Source organism: Massilia eburnea (assembly GCF_050709955.1).
In the GTDB taxonomy this organism is placed as follows: domain Bacteria; phylum Pseudomonadota; class Gammaproteobacteria; order Burkholderiales; family Burkholderiaceae_D; genus Rugamonas; species Rugamonas eburnea_A.
The window spans coordinates 61,362-77,798 of the sequence record NZ_JBNZFX010000021.1 but is presented as its reverse complement, the minus strand read 5'-3'; the positions used below and the strand labels follow the sequence as shown (position 1 = coordinate 77,798).

Sequence of the window (16,437 nt, the reverse complement as noted above, 5' to 3'; positions counted from 1 at the left end):
CATGCCGGGCCAACGGGCTCCATCGTTCCGGCGCCGGCGCCTGCTCGGCGCCGCCGCGGTGTTCGCGCCGCTCGCGGCCATCGCGCCTGCCGCGGGCGCCCACAGCGCCAGCCCCCATATCCCGCGCGTCTACATGATCCTGTTTCGCGGCGAAACCGACGTCGAAGCCGGCTTCCATCAATGGTTCAAGGACAAGCGGCTGCACGCGGAATTCACGGTGCGCAGCGTGGATATGGACGCCCAGCGCGTGCCGGCCTTGCTGGAAGAGGCCCGTGCCTGGCGCGCGGACCTGATCTACACCTGGGGCACGCCGGTCACCATGGCCGTGGCGGCGCGGGAGTTTGACATCCCCATCGTGTTCACGATGGTGTCCGCGCCGATTGCGGCCGGGCTGGTACAAAGCCTGGCCTCGTCCCGTCGCAACCTGACGGGCGTCAGCCATGTAGTGCCGGCGCGCCAGCAAATGAGCGCCATTCTCAGCTACCGCCGCGTCAACCGCATCGGCGCGATCTTCAATCCGAACGAAGTCAACGCGAGAGTCGCCATGCGCGAAATGCGCGCGGAGGCTGGGCGCGTGGGCGCGGAATTCGCCGCCCATCCGGTCCCGCTCGACGCAGCGGGACAACCGCGCGCCGACGCCATCCCTGGCATGCTGACCGCGTTCGCCGAAAACAAGGCGCAGCTGATCTATATTGGCCCCGACAGTTTCATCGCCTCCCAGCGCATCCTGGTCACGGAAACCGCGCTGGCGCTTGGCCTGCCGGTGTTTTCCGCCGCCGAAGTCGCACTGCGCGACGGCAGCGCCCTGTTCGGCCTGGTGGCTGGCTATACGAATGTCGGTCGGCTGACGGCCCATAAAGCCGCCCAGATCCTGTACCATCGCGTCAAGCCCGCCGCGCTTCCCATTGAAACGCCGGGCACTTACTCTTACCTCGTCAACATGGACGTGGCACGCCAGCTCGGCATGATGCCGCCGGCCCGCGTGCTGCAGTTTGCGGAGCAAATCAAATGATCCCGTTGTCGCCGCCGGTATTGCAGCACATGACCATGGGCCTGGCCTATGGATTGACTGACGTCGGCACGGTACGCCCCAGCAACCAGGACAACTTGCTGCTGCTGCCGGAATTGAACCTGGTCGCGGTGGCCGACGGCATGGGCGGCCACGTCGGCGGCGATATCGCCAGTACCGAAGCCTTAACGCTGGTATGGAAGCACCTGCGCGTCCAGCATCTGCCGGGCAGCGATGCCGAGGCGCTGCGCCAGTTGCACGAAGCGGTCTTGTTCGCCAACAGCACCCTGTTCCGCAACAACGCGGCGGCGGGCCTGGCCGATGGCTATGGCATGGGCACGACGCTGACCGGCATGTGGCAGCCGCATGCCGACGGCCCGTGTTTCATCTTCCACGTCGGCGACAGCCGCATCTATCGCTACCGCGACGGGCTTCTGGCGCAGCTGACCCACGACCAGACGCTGTACCAGCAGGCGCTGGAAGCAGGCATGAAAGGCATCCTGCCACCGCGCAACCTGCTGCTGCAGGCCATCGGGCCGGCCGAGGAAGTGCGGCCGGACGTGTTCTCCCACCAGCCGGCGCCCGGCGATCTTTACCTGTTGTGCAGTGACGGTTTATACGGCGCTTCGACGCCGGAAGACTTGTCCGCGCTGCTGGCGGACGCCGCTCCGGATAACCTGCCCGAGACTTGTGCGGCACTGGTGGAGAAAGCCATGCAGGATGGTAGCCGCGATAACATCACGGCCATCCTGCTGCTCTGCTCCGCCTAAAACTCTTCCCAGTCGTCCGCCTTGCCTGCGACTGCATGGCGTGGTGCAGCGCCTGCCGCAGCCGGCTTTTCGCTGCGCCGCTCCGCGCGCTGTTCGCTGCCGCGCGCCGGCCTCACCACTGCCAGCGCCCTCGCCTGCGTTGACGGCCGACGCGCCGGCGACTCTGCCCCCAGCGCCGCCATCGCCGCCGGATCCAGCTTGAACACGCTCACCACCTCCAGCAGGCGCGCGGCCTGCTCTTCGAGCGCCGCCGACGCCGCAGCAGCCTCCTCTACCAGCGCCGCGTTCTGCTGCGTCACATGATCCATCTGGCTGATGGCGGTATTGATCTGGTCAATGCCCGCGCTTTGCTCCTGCGTCGCCAGGCTAATTTCGGAGATGATGTCAGTCACCCGCTGCACGCTGGTGACCACCTCACCGATGGTCGTCCCCGCCTCGCCAACCAGCCTGCTGCCGGCGCCGACCTTTTCCACCGAATCGCCAATGAGCTGCTTGATCTCCTTTGCAGCGGCAGCCGAACGTTGCGCCAGGTTGCGCACCTCGGATGCCACCACCGCAAAGCCACGTCCCTGCTCACCGGCCCGCGCCGCCTCCACCGCGGCATTCAGCGCCAGGATATTGGTCTGGAAGGCGATGCCATCGATCACGCTGATGATGTCCACGATCTTGCTGGACGACTCGTTGATCGAATCCATGGTTTCCACCACCCGCGCCACCACTTCGCCGCCCTTGGCTGCCACCGTCGACGCCGTCTTGGCTAGCTGGTTCGCCTGCAGCGCATTGTCGGAATTGTGCCGCACGGTGGAGGTCAGTTCCTCCATCGACGACGCGGTTTCCTCCAGCGAGCTGGCCTGCTCCTCGGTGCGGCTCGACAAATCCATATTGCCGGTCGCGATTTCCGAGGTGGAGCTGGCAATCGTGCCGGTCCCCTTGCGCACCTGGCCCACCACGCGGATCAGGCTGTCGTTCATGTCCTTCAGCGCCTGCAGCAACTGGCCAGTTTCTTCCTTCGTCTCGACCGAGATATCGCTGGTCAGGTCGCCCGCGGCGACCGTCTGCGCCACCTTCACGGCAGACTCGATCGGCCGCGTGATCGCCATGGCGATATACCAGGCAATCGCAACCGCCAGTGCCATCGACACCACGGCGGTGACTACCATCACGCGCTCCGCCGACACGACAGCCTCGCTGCCGTCCCGGATAGAATCTTTCGCAATATTGTCGTTCAGATTAATGATCTTGTTCAGGCTCTGCTCCGCTTTGCTGAACAAGGGTCCCGATGCCTGGTATTGCTGGTAGAACTGAGCAAACAGCTCCTTCTGTTTCGCTTCGTCCTTGTTACCGGCCAGGGCAGACACGGTCCCGCCAAGCTGTGCGTCGGCCGCCTTCCAGGCATCCCATTCGCCTACAAACTGCTTCCACATCACGGCTTCTTCAGCGGTTTGAGGCAGCGGCTCATACTTCTTCCAGCCCACAGTTGCTCTCGCCCAGGCCGCGTCGCGCGCCTTCGCTACATCGGCGAACTTGGCCTGCGCCTGGTAATCGTTCTCGTAAATGGCGGTCTGCAAGGTCGCCTTGTCGACTGCGGTCTGACCTTCACTCAGGACCAGCAAGCCGTGGATCGAAGGCAGCCGCACGACGCCAATCTCATTGACCGAATCGCCGACCGTGGCAATCCCGCGGTAGCCGGCGATGCCCAGGACCGCCAACGCCAGCATCATCACCGCCACCAGCACGGCCAATTTCCATTTGATCAGAAGGTTCTTGAACATGGCTTCGCCCTTTCTCATGAGGCAACATTATTAATTGAGTGATATTTGGTTAGATTGTGCCCCTTCCAAACGACTATCGGACTTTAATTCCCGTGCGTCAACGGAATCGCGCCCGGGCGCACCATCCGTGCAACAAAGTGATTCGGCACTGAAAGAACCCACCGTGCTTATTCAGCAATCTTGTTGCGTGCCGCATTGCCGGTGCTAGATTGGACTCTCCCCACAACCAATCAGCACAGGAGGCTTTATGAAGAAGTTCGTCTGGCAGCTGCTATCGGTCCTGTTCATCGCCATCACCTCACTCCCCGCTTCCGCAACCGGCTACACGCAAACCCGTTACCCCATCGTCCTGGTCCACGGCCTGTTCGGCTTTGACAGCCTTGGCCCGCTCGAATACTTCTACGGCGTTCCCGGCGCCCTGCGCAGCGGCGGGGCCAGGGTTTATGTAACCTCGGTTTCGGCGGCCAACAGCACGGAAGTGCGCGGGGAACAGCTGCTGTTCCAGATCCGCCAGATACTTGCCGCCACCGGCGCGGAAAAGGTCAACCTGATCGGCCATAGCCACGGCGGCCCGACTTCGCGCTACGTCGCCTCGGTGCGGCCGGACCTGGTGGCCTCGGTGACCAGTATTGGCGGGGTGAATAAAGGCTCCAAAGTGGCGGATGTGCTGGTCGGCGCCGCGCCGGACCTGGTCTACAGCATTGGCAACGCGCTGGGCGGCTTCCTCGGCCTGATTTCCGGCAGCCCTTCGCTGCCGCAGAACGCCTATGCGGCAGCGCAGTCGCTCAGCACCACCGGCACCGCCACCTTTAACGCCCGCCATCCCGCAGGCTTGCCCTCGACTGCCTGCGGCGAAGGTGCGCACCAGGCCAATGGCGTGTATTACTTCTCCTGGAGCGGCGCAACACCGTATACCAACATCTTCGACCCCGCCGATCCCTTCCTCGCCGTCACCTCGATCGCATTTGGCGGCGCCAAGAACGATGGCCTGGTAGCGAGTTGCTCGTCCCACCTTGGCCGCGTGATCCGCGACGACTACTGGATGAACCACCTCGATGAAGTCAACCAGATGGTCGGCATCACCCACCTGTTCGAAACCAGTCCGGTGACGCTGTTCCGCCAGCACGCCAACCGCCTGCAGGGTATCGGCCTGTGAGCGCCCGGGGACGGCAGGGATTGGCGGCATGCGTCCTGGCGGCAGCCGGCGCGTTCGCTCTCTGGATCTTTGGCGCCGGAGCGCCGCCTGAGCTGCCGCCCGGCGCAAGCGCCCAGCCGGCGCCACCCGCGAGCTCGCCGGCTCCGGTTCCCTTCGTCCCCTCCATGGCCGGCACCCGGCCCGACGGCCGGCTCGGTGCCGCATCCGGCGAGGTGCTGAAAGTCGATGCCGAACTACGCCACCTGTTCGACTACTACCTGTCCGCGCTGGGCGAAGCCGAGCTGCCCGCCATCCGTGCCGGCATCGAGCGGGAATTGGAACGGCGCCTGCAACCCGCCGCCGCAGCCGAAGCCAAGCGCCTTCTCGCTCAGTACCTGGCCTACAAACGGTCCTTGGCCGAGGCTGAGCAAAGTTTGGGCGCGCCAGCATCCGGCAGCACATTCGCCGCAGCCGCCCGCAAGCGATTGCTCGCCATGCAGGAACTGCGCAAACGTTATTTCAGCCCCGCCGAAGCCGCAGGACTGTTCGGCGACACCGACGCGCGCGACCAGGATGCCATCGCCCGGCTGGCGCTGGTGGACGACAAAACACTGACGCCCGCCCAGCGCTTGCAAAAGATGGCGGACCTTGACCGCAGCCTGCCCGCCGGGCTGCAGGAGGAGCGGGCCGCCCCGCAGCGCGTCCTGGCCGTCGAACAGCAGGTTGAAGCCGCCCGCAACGGCGGCGCCAGCGACGACGATGTTTTCCGCCTGCGCGCGGCGGCATTCGACCCGCAAGCCGCCAACCGGCTGGCCCAACTCGACCGCGAACAGGCCGAGTGGCTGCGCCGGGTTGCCGCCTACCGCTCTGCAAGTGCCGGTTTGCAGGGCAACCCGGCCGCAACCCAGCATCTGCGCGATAGTCTTTTTACATCGTGGGAACAAAAACGGCTGGGCGCCTACGAATAGATGCTTGCACTATAATGTGGGGCCAGCATATTAGTGCCTCCTCAGTTAGCGCCACGTTTGCATGCCTTTCGACTTCAAAAAAGCACTTCCCAAACCCGGCAATCGCTTTGCGTTGCCCAATCTGTTCGGCTCCGGTGACGCCTACGCGCTGGCGAAAACGGCCCTCGAATTGAAGGCACGCGGCCAGATGCTGGCCGTGGTCGTGGCCCACGCCAGCGACGGCCAGCGGCTGCTGGCCGAAATCCCATGGTTTGCCAGCGGCGGCCTGCGCTGCCACCTGCTGCCAGACTGGGAAACCCTGCCCTATGATGCATTCTCGCCGCACCAGGACCTGGTGTCCGAGCGACTGGCAACCCTGCACGAGATCCACACCGGCCAGTGCGACGTTGCCATCATCCCGGCCACGACCGCGCTGGTGCGCATGGCGCCGCCCTCCTTCCTGGCCGCCTACACCTTCTTCTTCAAGCAAGGCGAGTCACTGGACGAGTCCAGGCTCAAGTCGCAATTGACCCTGGCGGGCTACACCCACGTCACCCAGGTGATGTCGCCCGGCGAATATTCGGTGCGCGGAGGCCTGATCGACCTGTTCCCGATGGGTTCCGCCCTGCCGTACCGCCTGGACCTGTTTGGCGACACCATCGAAACCATCCGCACCTTCGACGCCGACACCCAGCGCTCGCTGTACCCGGTCAAGGAAGTGCGCTTGCTGCCGGGCCGTGAATTCCCGATGGACGAAGCTTCGCGCACCGCCTTCCGCAGCCGCTGGCGCGAAACTTTTGAAGGCGACCCATCGCGCTCGGTGGTATACAAGGACATCAGCAGCGGCATCGCCTCGGCCGGCATCGAGTACTACCTGCCGCTATTCTTCGAAGAAACCGCAACCTTCTTCAACTACCTGCCGCCGGAAGCCAGCGTGGCCATGGTCGGCGACATCGACGCCGCCATCAAGCGCTTCTGGGCCGACACCGAATCGCGCTACAAATTCCTGAAGGCCGACCGCGAGCGCCCGATCCTGCCGCCGCAGGACATCTTCCTTGGCGATGAACAGTTCTTCGTGCTGGCCAAACCGCACCCGCGCATCGCCATCTCGCGCGACATGTCGCTGCCATCGTCCGAGCTGTCGGCGCCGATCCCGAATATCGCGGTCAACCGCCACCTGGACGACCCGCTGACCAACCTGCGCGCCTACCTGATGCTGTCCGGCCGCCGCGTGATGATCTGCGCCGAATCCAACGGCCGCCGCGAGACCCTGCAGCAGTATTTCGCCGAGTTCGAGCTGTCGCCGGCCCTGATCGAAGGCTTCGAAGGCTTCCTCGCCAGCGACGCCAAGGTGGTACTGGGTGTCTCGCCGCTGCACGCCGGCTTCGAGCTCGATGACGGCCTGGCCTTCATCACCGAGACCGAACTGTATGCCGGCACCGGCCGCCGCGCCAGCCGCAAGAAACAGGAAGCGGTCACGCAAGTCGAATCGATGGTACGCGACCTGTCCGAACTCAAGATCGGCGACCCGGTGGTGCACATCAACCATGGCATCGGCCGCTATATGGGCCTGGTCAGCATGGACCTGGGCGAAGGCGAGACCGAATTCCTGCATCTGGAATACGCCAAGGAGAGCAAGCTGTATGTGCCGGTATCGCAGCTGCACGTGATCTCGCGCTACTCCGGCGCCTCGCCGGACGACGCACCGCTGCACACCCTCGGCTCCGGCCAATGGGACAAAGCCAAGCGCAAGGCCGCCGAACAAGTACGCGACACCGCCGCCGAGCTGCTCAACCTGTACGCCCGCCGTGCCGCCCGCCAGGGCCACTCCTTCGAATACTCCTCGCACGATTACGAGCGCTTCGCCGACAGCTTCGGCTTCGACGAGACGCCCGACCAGGCCGCCGCGATCATGAACGTGATCAAGGATATGACCTCAGGCAAACCAATGGACCGACTGGTGTGCGGCGACGTCGGTTTCGGCAAGACCGAAGTCGCGCTACGCGCCGCCTTCATCGCCGTCATGGGCGGCAAGCAGGTCGCCATCCTGGCGCCAACCACCCTGCTGGCCGAACAGCACGCGCAGACCTTCGCCGACCGCTTCGCCGACTGGCCAGTGCGCATTGCCGAAATGTCGCGCTTCCGTACCGGAAAAGAGATCGCCACTGCCATGAAAGGCATGCAGGACGGCACACTGGACATCGTGATCGGCACCCACAAGCTGCTGTCGGACGACGTCAAATTCGACCGCCTCGGCCTGGTTATCATCGACGAAGAGCACCGATTCGGCGTGCGCCAGAAAGAAGCGCTGAAGTCCCTGCGCGCGGAAGTCGACGTGCTGACCCTGACCGCAACGCCGATTCCGCGTACCCTCGGCATGGCGCTGGAAGGCTTGCGCGACTTCTCCGTCATCGCCACCGCACCGCAAAAGCGCCTGGCCATCAAGACTTTCGTGCGCAGTGAAAACGACTCCATCATCCGCGAAGCCGTGCTGCGTGAACTGAAGCGCGGCGGCCAGGTCTACTTCCTGCACAACGAAGTCGAGACCATCCAGAACCGCCTGGCCAAGCTGACCGAAATGCTGCCGGAAGCGCGCATCGCCGTCGCCCACGGCCAGATGCACGAACGCGACCTGGAAAAGGTGATGCGCGACTTCGTGGCACAGCGCTACAACATCCTGCTGTGCACAACGATTATCGAAACCGGTATCGACGTACCGACCGCGAACACCATCATCATGCACCGCGCCGACAAGTTCGGCCTGGCCCAGTTGCACCAGTTGCGCGGCCGCGTCGGCCGCTCGCACCACCAGGCTTACGCCTACCTGCTGGTGACCGACGTGCAAGGCCTGACCAAACAAGCGCAGCGCCGCCTGGACGCCATCCAGCAGATGGAAGAACTGGGTTCCGGCTTCTACCTCGCGATGCACGACCTGGAAATCCGCGGCGCCGGCGAAGTACTGGGCGAAAACCAGTCCGGCGAAATGCTGGAAGTAGGCTTCCAGCTCTACACCGACATGCTGAACGAAGCCGTGCGCTCGCTGAAAGCCGGCAAAGAGCCCGACCTGGCCGCCCCGCTGGCCACCACCACCGAAATCAACCTGCACACACCGGCCCTGCTACCAGCGGACTTCTGCGGCGATGTGCACGAACGCCTGTCGATCTACAAACGCCTGGCCAATTGCGAAATCCAGAACGCAATCGACGACCTCCAAGAGGAACTGATCGACCGCTTCGGCAAGCTGCCCGACCCGGCCAAGGCCTTGGTGGAAACCCATCGCCTGCGCATTGCCGCCAAGACCGTCGGCATCATCAAGATCGATGCCCACTCGGAAGCGGTCAACCTGCAGTTCATGCCGCAGCCTCCGATCGACCCGATGCGCATCATCCACCTGATCCAGAACCAGCGCCACATCAAGCTGAATGGACAGGACAAGCTCAAGATCACAGCGAATATGCCTGACCTGGCGGCCCGCGTGAACCAGATCAAGACCGCCATCAAACAACTGACATGAACCACGACATGACCATGAATCTTGTGCTGCAAGGCGTCGGCGAATGCACCGCCCGCCTGCAGCGCATCGCCGCCCTGACCGCGCCTAAGAACGTGGTGGCCATTTCCGACAACGCCCTGCGCTGCGAAGGAATCAGCTTCACGCCAGCCCTGCGCCAGACCATCGAGATCGCCGCCCAGGCAGCCCAACTCGACGCAACCTACATGATGGGCGTGCGTCGCCTGGACGAATTCAAGCTGGTCACGATGGATATGGATTCGACCCTGATCACGATTGAGTGCATCGACGAAATCGCCGACATGCAAGGCCTGAAGCCGCAAGTAGCCGAAATCACCGAAGCCGCCATGCGCGGCGAGCTTGATTTCTCCGAAAGCCTGAAACGCCGGGTAGCGCTGCTGGAGGGCCTGGACGCCTCGGCCCTGGAACGCGTCTACGAAGAACGCCTGCGCCTGTCGATGGGCGCCGAAGACATGCTGAAAGCGGTTCAGGCCGCCGGCCTGAAAACCCTGCTGGTATCGGGCGGCTTCACCTTCTTCACCGACCGCCTGAAAACCCGTCTCGGCCTCGACTTCACCCGCGCCAACGAACTGGAAATCGTTGACGGCAAGCTGACCGGCAAGGTCATCGGCGAGATCGTCGACGCCACCGTCAAGCGCAACACCGTCGAACACGTATGCGCCGCCATCGGCATCCTGCCCGAGCAAGCCATCGTCATGGGCGACGGCGCCAACGACCTGAAGATGATGAGCATCTCCGGCATGTCAGTCGCCTTCCGCGCCAAGCCGGTCGTGCGCGAGCAAGCCAACGTCGCCCTCAACTTCGTCGGCCTGGATGGCATCCTGAACCTGCTGGCACACTAATCGCCGCGGCCTGGCAGTTCACGCCAGGCCCTTTCCTACCTCGCGAGCCAAGGAAGCGAAAGCTCGGTCACGGTGTTCTCGCCAAACGCGACAAGCGTTTCTCGACCAGCGTCATGCAGATGCGCCGAAAAATTGGACAGGCCGGCAATTCTTGAACGAGACGCTATATCCCAAACAGAGAATCCCCTTTCATCGACGACGAAAAGCCGTTTCCCGTCACTGAATAGCTCTCGAGGTACCTGATCCTCCTCCATCGGCCACTGCTGATCCGACGATCGATCGTTCGATGTCGCATCAGAGATTTGTACGCCAGGTCGTTTGCCGCTTTTCTCAGGGTCGTCCGAATCCACCAAGCCCCAAATCGCAACATGGCGCTCGCTAATCCAGCAAGCGGGAGTATTCCAATCGTCCCGAAATACGAGATCGACAACGGATGCACCGTCTTCGCTCTCCCACGGATTGAGGCGAATCCAATCTGTGGCTGACCAGACGCGCGGAACAGAAACCGGATGCCAGACCCACCCATCATCAAGAATGCGGCTTCCATCGGGGCTCGGCCATAGCCGGCCATGGAAGTAGTCAAGATAATGTGCAGGCCTTGGGCCCGCTTCTTCATAGGGCGCAATATGTCTGTCGGTAAGCGACTTCCCACTTGCAGGATCGGCAGCATCGAGACGATTCCACGCACTGCGGTAGACAAAGACGTCCTGGTCTGCGACACGAAGAAAGCAAGCGCTGAAAGGCACCGTCTCTTCGTAGTAATCTCCACCATCGAGGACCATGGTTATCGCACCGGATGACGTATCGACGAGAATTCCTTTTCGCCCCTGGTCAACGACAATGGCACAATAAGTTCCGCTGGTGTTTGAGTGCAGCCGCAACGCGGGTGCACCGAAATTGCCATGTCCTTCTTCGCTTGGTAAGTCGGGCAGTTCGACCAAGCACAGTCGCGTAATCACCCCGCTGTCCAAGTTCATACCGCATATCTCGCCATCAGTCCTCAGCACCAGCAAATGGCCGTAACTCGCCTGAACCGCGCACACATCAAGGATCCAGGCGCCCGGCATTTCCAAGGAGCGAATTTGGCACTCAAGGTTTTCAGGGGTAAGCAAACGGCTCTCGTTAATCATTCATCCTCTTACGTTTAGAACAACTCATCCAACATCAAATGGAACTCTAACTTTCTTCGGTCCAGTTCGTGGACGCCGTACCGCATCAGGAATCGTTCCTGGTACGAAGCACCGAACTCGCCGAGGCAATTCCAGGCTATCGCGAGATCCTGATAACGGTCAGCGATGCCGACCCGGCCGGCATCAATGCAGCCGACCACTTTCCCGCCACGGATAAGAAGATTGTCCAGTGAGAAGTCACCATGGGTAACCACTGGATCGACCACATGCGGCAGCAAGCCTTGCATGGCATCCCAAATCTGCTCCGCATTCCAACCTTCGCGGTCCTCATCAAAGTCATCCTCGTCAACCAAGCCTGCATCGATCCTCGCTCGCGCACGAAGCAACCGGTACTCGTGACTACTCGTGAAAGGACAATCGCCAGTTGGAATGGCGTGAATCCGACGCAGAAACATTGCAACAGCATCGACGATATCGGCACGGCGGTCCGGACACGTCTTCATAATCTGGTACGCGGTTTCTCCAGGCACTTCCGTCATCAGCAACCACGCTGCGTTAGAGGTGCAGGCGAATTGCACAATTGTGGGCATTGGCACATGTCCGCCCAACCAACGCAGCTTCGCCGCCTCATCGCCTATGTCGTCAACCAGCTTACCTTCACCATATTTCAAAAACAGGTCGGGAGCACCTGTCTTGCCATATAGCCGATAAACCGCGCATCCCGATTGGCCAACAGTATTACGCACCCATCTATATCCGAGCAGTTCAACCGCCATATTTGGCGGCAGTAGATCTATCCTAAGGCTTTTCATGACTCTTATTGATCGAAGCGATAACGTAACGCCTCACTGGGTGCCGGCACGCATTGAGTCTCATCTGCCGAAGGAAGCGCCACAGACATGACTGGAAATTCAGAGTCGCATAGGCGACTCGCGATCTTACCTTTCAGAAGTGCCGCGAGTCGAAAGATAATCTTCGAGATCCGGACGAAATCCTTGCTGCACTCGTTTGTACCTTAACTCACTATCAACAACCAAGAACTCGTCAATGTAGTCTTCCTCGTCAGCGACAAAAAACTGTGCATTCTCAAGCATCGGGGACAACATCTGCATGTGGGCTACAAAATTCTCATACCCGCACCACATTTTCCCTCCACTCTGGATGACCACGGATTCGCGATCGGATGCATCTTCGTGAATACTGCATGCTGAGTCCAAGTTCGGAATTTCAATTGTCTCCCCGGCCGGAACGAAGTACGTATAGAACCTCGCTTTCTGATTTTGGCCGTCAACTACATGCTTCGCTTGAGGACCTCGACCAACGCGCACCCGCAAGACAACGCCAAGTCCCTTGCGAGGCGAGGTTTGCCTGATTTCTCGCTGATTTCCCATCGAACTGCTTCCTAAACTCGGCGTCTATCGCGAATGTGGGGGATTGCCAGCTTCCGACCAACTTTCCAGAGCAACTCTAAATCACGGTCGACGAATCCAATGGCGATGGCATCTGCCCGTTTTTTGCTCCAGTCAGTACGCGCAGGTCAAAGTATAGTTGCCCGCCTAAAAACCAATTTGTCGATCATGACGGCGGGGATCCCTGCCTTCGGATTGCCGAGTCGACATTGCTGCTATCAAACCAAGCACTCCGGCGTACGCTAGCAACGTAGATAGAAGCGCCAAAACGATAATCGCGAACAAGAACAATCCGGGTTCGTATGCGATCAAAATGGTCGTCGTTTGGCCCGATTTTGACTTTAAAATCAATGCCCCTTCGGCGATGCTGTCAACCATATACCTTCCACAGAGGAAACCCATAAGAAGTGCACCCAGGCCAAACAGTATAAGTTTCCCGTCAGTATATTGTGCCTGCAGTCTTTTGATCGATACCTTCATTTTCTTTTTCCCAGCGTTGGCTCGATATCAGGCGATCACGCCGCGCTCCCGAAGCGCGGCGATCTCCGCTACTGGCACGCCCATGGCTGACAAGACACCGTCGGTGTGCTCGCCCAACGTCGGCCCTTGCCAGCGCACCTCGCCCGGTGTTTCCGACAGCTTCGGCACGATGCCCGGCATCTTCACATGCACACCATCCGGCAACTCCGTATCCAGCAGCATGTCGCGCGCCTGGTAATGCGGGTCGGCCACGATATCCTTGACAGAATAGATCCGGCCAGCGGGCACCTCCGCGCGTTCCAGCACCGCCAGCGCTTCGTCGATAGTGTGCGCCGAAGTCCATCCGGCGATTGCGGCGTCGATCAGCTTCTCCTGCGCGGCGCGGCCGTCGTTCTGTGCGAACTGCGGGTCTTCAGCCATGTCGGGGCGGCCGATTGCGTGCATCAGGCGTTTGTAAATCGGGTTGCTGTTGCCGGCGATGACTACATACGAACCGTCACGCGTCGGATAGGTGTTGGAAGGAGCGATCCCTGGCAGCGCGCCGCCGCTGCGTTCGCGCACATGGCCCAACAAATCATACTCAGGCACCAGCGATTCCATCAGGTTGAACACGCTTTCAACCAGCGATACGTCGACCACCTGGCCATCGCCATTGCCCATCTTCACGCGCAGCACCGACATCAGCGCGCCCATCACCGCATGCAGCGACGCCAGGGAATCGCCAAGGCTGACGCCGACGCGCGCCGGCACGCCTCCTGCCTCGCCAGTGGTGTAGCGAATGCCGCCCATTGCTTCGCCGATGGCGCCAAAGCCTGGGCGGTCTTTGTACGGGCCGGTCTGGCCGTAGCCGGAAATGCGCACCATGGTCAACTTGGGGTTCAGCGCATGCAGTACATCCCATCCAAGGCCCAGCTTTTCCAGCGCGCCCGGTTTCATGTTCTCGATCAGCACATCGGCGTCCGCACACAACTGCTTGACCAGCGCGATGCCCTCCGGCGCCTTCAGGTTAATGGAGATGGACTTCTTGTTACGCGACTGCAGGTACCACCACAACGAAGTCCCCTTGTGCAGCTTGCGCCATTTGCGGATTGGGTCGCCCTCGCCCGGTGCTTCGATCTTGATGACCTCCGCCCCGAATTCCGCCATCAACCGCGCTGCGAACGGCGCCGCGATCAGCGTCCCAATTTCGATAACTTTAATTTCCTGCAACGGACCCGCCATTTGCCCACTCCTCTTGCAATTACATTATCATTAGCGCCAAGCCAATCATTCTAACCGGAGGCGAAAAATGCTGTACAAGGGAAGCTGCCATTGCGGCAATGTGAAATTCGAAGCAGAAGGCAATATCGAAGGCCTGGTAGCCTGTAATTGCTCCATCTGTCAGCGCAAAGGCGCGCTGATGTGGTTCATCCCGCGCACCAGTCTGAAACTGCTGACACCCGAAGAAGACCAGGCAACCTACGAGTTCAATAAGCACGTGATCAAGCACCGCTTCTGCCCGAAGTGCGGCATCCACACGTATGGCGAAGGAATTGCGCCGGGTGGCGGCATGATGGCCGCCATCAATGCCCGCGTGCTGGAAGACATTGAATTGGACAGCTACCCCGTCCAGCATTACGACGGACGCAAACTGTAAGGAGCCGACATGGCACAAGAACTCGTATTCGACAACCAGACCCGTTCCGCCAAAGACTGGGCATTCTGGCTTTACCTCGGCCACGGCCTGAGCGTGTTCTTCACGCTCGGCGCCGCGTCCTTCATCCCGCTGATCCTGAATTACATCAAACGCGACGACAGCGCGGGCACCTTCGTCCACAGCCACCACGGTTGGATGATCCGTTCGTTCTGGTGGTACCTGGTGTGGATTGCCGTCGGCTGGATGCTGTTCATTACCATTTTCGGTATTCCGCTTGCGTGGTTGGTCTGGGTCGGTGCATGGCTGTGGAAGATCTACCGCCTGATTCGCGGGGTTACTGCGCTCAACAGCAACGTCCCGGTCGGCAACTCATAACGTGCGCAGGAAGGCCACCAGGTCGGCCTTCTCTCCCGCTGTCAGTTTCGTCTCGAGGACCAGGTTGAAGAACTCGACCGTATCCTCGAGCGTCAACAGCCGCCCATCGTGCAGGTAAGGTGGCGATTCCTTGATGCCCCTTAGCGGGAAAGTCTTGATCGGGCCATCACCCACCATCATTGCGCCCTTGACTTCGTGCGGCTTGAAGAAGCGCTCCGTGTGCAGGTTGTGCATCAGGTTGTCACTGAAATGCGGCGGCGTGTGGCACGTCACGCATTGGGCCTTGCCAAAAAAGAGGGCCTGGCCGCGCAGCTCGTGCTCATTGGCCTTGCGCGGATCGAGCTTACCGGTGACGCCCAGCTTCGGCGCTGGCGGGAAGTCCAGGATGTTCTGGAACTCGCCCATGAAATGAACCTGGCTGCCACGCTCCAATACGTTGACGCCCTTCTTGGTCGCAATCACAGGGTCACCGTCGAAGTATGCGGCACGTTGCTCGAACTCGGTGAAGTCTTCCACCGATTTCAATGCGCGCTGCGAACCGAATAGCCGCTGCAAGTTCACGCCGCGCAGCGATGGGGTATCAATGCGGTGCCGGAATGCCTGCGGCCGCGCATCTCCGGCCAAGTGGGTTGATGCGTTGGTGTGGCCGTTGGCGTGGCAATCAAAGCAGCTTACGCCACGGCTTGGCCGTTCCGAACGACGGTCCTCGGTCTGGTTGAATTGCTGCTGAGGAAAAGGTGTCAGCAACAGGCGCAAGCCTTCGAGCTGCTTGGGGTTCAGGATGCCGTTGAACATCCGGTGGAAATTATCGATGGTCAGCAGTTTTCCATTCGAGACGTCGCCCAGGTCTGGGCGCGTGGTCAGGAAAATCGGTGCAGGAAATTCCGGCAACAGGTGGTCAGGGAAGTCGAAGGCCAGATCAAAGCGATTGAGGTCGCGCTGTTCCTGCTTCTTGATTTCGTCGATATGGAACTGCGGGAACAGCATGCCGCCTTCCGGATGATTCGGGTGCGGCAGCGGCAGGAAGCCTTGCGGATACAGGCCCTTCTCGCGGATTTCATCCGGGCTCATTGCGCCCAGTTTATCCCACGTCGTGCCGCGCGGCAGCTTGACCCGTATGCCTTCCTGCACAGGTTTGCCCCGAAACATGGTGACGCCGCTCGCAGGCCGATTCGCCAGGTCATACCGGCTATCCAGGAAGGCCGCCTGCTCGCGCATCAGTCCCGCACGCGCCGCCTTCATCCGCTCGAACGTGGCCTGGAAATCCTCCTTTGCCACCACGGGCATATAGCTTGTCGGCGGCGCCGCAGAAATCAAACAAGTAGCGCCGCACAGCATGGCGCCTGCTGCAATTTTTTGAATTCGCATGACGGTCTCCCCTGCTTGATGTCCGACCAATG

Annotated in this window: 15 protein-coding genes; 8 read left to right on the top strand and 7 right to left on the bottom strand. The window is 61.1% G+C overall.

Annotation, left to right across the window (positions count from 1 at the left end):
* The first annotated feature begins 1 nt into the window (after nt 1).
* Both ACQ4MM_RS11830 and ACQ4MM_RS11825 read left to right on the top strand, forming a co-directional pair.
* A complete protein-coding gene (locus tag ACQ4MM_RS11830; RefSeq protein ID WP_431477549.1) occupies nt 2-1,012 on the top strand; it encodes an ABC transporter substrate-binding protein in 1,011 nt (336 codons plus the stop codon).
* Nucleotides 1,009-1,779 (top strand): PP2C family protein-serine/threonine phosphatase, encoded by a 771-nt coding sequence (locus tag ACQ4MM_RS11825; RefSeq protein ID WP_431477548.1) that lies wholly within the window; start codon nt 1,009-1,011, stop codon nt 1,777-1,779. Before ACQ4MM_RS11830 ends, ACQ4MM_RS11825 begins: the two co-directional genes overlap by 4 nt.
* Here the strand turns inward: ACQ4MM_RS11825 and ACQ4MM_RS11820 are convergent.
* On the bottom strand, nt 1,776-3,551 hold the full coding sequence (locus tag ACQ4MM_RS11820; protein WP_431477547.1) for a methyl-accepting chemotaxis protein: 1,776 nt from the start codon (nt 3,549-3,551) through the stop codon (nt 1,776-1,778). The two genes, ACQ4MM_RS11825 and ACQ4MM_RS11820, sit on opposite strands and share 4 nt — an antisense overlap.
* A gap of 247 nt (nt 3,552-3,798) precedes the next feature.
* Here ACQ4MM_RS11820 and ACQ4MM_RS11815 point away from each other — a divergent pair, with 247 nt between their 5' ends.
* From ACQ4MM_RS11815 to serB, 4 genes are all read left to right on the top strand, one after another.
* Complete coding sequence (locus ACQ4MM_RS11815) at nt 3,799-4,707, top strand: esterase/lipase family protein (RefSeq protein WP_431477546.1); 909 nt, start codon at nt 3,799-3,801, stop codon at nt 4,705-4,707.
* Complete coding sequence (locus tag ACQ4MM_RS11810) at nt 4,704-5,654, top strand: lipase secretion chaperone (protein ID WP_431477545.1); 951 nt, start codon at nt 4,704-4,706, stop codon at nt 5,652-5,654. The genes ACQ4MM_RS11815 and ACQ4MM_RS11810 overlap by 4 nt, the downstream gene beginning before the upstream one ends.
* A 61-nt stretch (nt 5,655-5,715) precedes the next feature.
* Nucleotides 5,716-9,147 (top strand): transcription-repair coupling factor, encoded by a 3,432-nt coding sequence (mfd, locus tag ACQ4MM_RS11805; RefSeq protein WP_431477544.1) that lies wholly within the window; start codon nt 5,716-5,718, stop codon nt 9,145-9,147.
* A gap of 14 nt (nt 9,148-9,161) precedes the next feature.
* Nucleotides 9,162-10,007, top strand: coding sequence for a phosphoserine phosphatase SerB (gene serB, locus ACQ4MM_RS11800; protein ID WP_431477604.1), 846 nt, complete (start codon nt 9,162-9,164; stop codon nt 10,005-10,007).
* Nucleotides 10,008-10,042: 35 nt separating this feature from the next.
* Here the strand turns inward: serB and ACQ4MM_RS11795 are convergent, their stop codons facing one another.
* The 5 genes from ACQ4MM_RS11795 to ACQ4MM_RS11775 form a co-directional block, all read right to left on the bottom strand.
* Nucleotides 10,043-11,137 (bottom strand): hypothetical protein, encoded by a 1,095-nt coding sequence (locus ACQ4MM_RS11795; protein ID WP_431477543.1) that lies wholly within the window; start codon nt 11,135-11,137, stop codon nt 10,043-10,045.
* A 14-nt stretch (nt 11,138-11,151) separates the two neighbouring features.
* Nucleotides 11,152-11,949 (bottom strand): APH(3')-I family aminoglycoside O-phosphotransferase, encoded by a 798-nt coding sequence (locus ACQ4MM_RS11790; protein ID WP_431477542.1) that lies wholly within the window; start codon nt 11,947-11,949, stop codon nt 11,152-11,154.
* A 126-nt stretch (nt 11,950-12,075) separates the two neighbouring features.
* Nucleotides 12,076-12,528 carry a hypothetical protein gene (locus ACQ4MM_RS11785; protein ID WP_431477541.1) on the bottom strand — a complete coding sequence of 151 codons (453 nt, stop codon included), beginning with the start codon at nt 12,526-12,528 and terminating at the stop codon, nt 12,076-12,078.
* Between the two features lie 165 nt (nt 12,529-12,693).
* Entirely contained in the window at nt 12,694-13,026 is a 333-nt protein-coding gene (locus ACQ4MM_RS11780; protein ID WP_431477540.1) for a hypothetical protein, read from the bottom strand.
* A gap of 27 nt (nt 13,027-13,053) precedes the next feature.
* On the bottom strand, nt 13,054-14,247 hold the full coding sequence (locus ACQ4MM_RS11775; RefSeq protein ID WP_431477539.1) for a CaiB/BaiF CoA transferase family protein: 1,194 nt from the start codon (nt 14,245-14,247) through the stop codon (nt 13,054-13,056).
* Between the two features lie 67 nt (nt 14,248-14,314).
* Between ACQ4MM_RS11775 and ACQ4MM_RS11770 the strand changes: the two genes are divergently transcribed.
* Together ACQ4MM_RS11770 and ACQ4MM_RS11765 are read left to right on the top strand one after the other, a co-directional pair.
* A complete protein-coding gene (locus tag ACQ4MM_RS11770; RefSeq protein ID WP_431477538.1) occupies nt 14,315-14,662 on the top strand; it encodes a GFA family protein in 348 nt (115 codons plus the stop codon).
* 9 nt (nt 14,663-14,671) lie between these two features.
* Nucleotides 14,672-15,037: a DUF4870 family protein gene (locus tag ACQ4MM_RS11765; RefSeq protein WP_431477537.1), complete on the top strand. Its 366-nt coding sequence runs from the start codon at nt 14,672-14,674 to the stop codon at nt 15,035-15,037.
* Here the strand turns inward: ACQ4MM_RS11765 and ACQ4MM_RS11760 are convergent.
* Nucleotides 15,032-16,405 carry a hypothetical protein gene (locus tag ACQ4MM_RS11760; RefSeq protein ID WP_431477536.1) on the bottom strand — a complete coding sequence of 458 codons (1,374 nt, stop codon included), beginning with the start codon at nt 16,403-16,405 and terminating at the stop codon, nt 15,032-15,034. The two genes, ACQ4MM_RS11765 and ACQ4MM_RS11760, sit on opposite strands and share 6 nt — an antisense overlap.
* Nucleotides 16,406-16,437 lie beyond the last annotated feature (32 nt).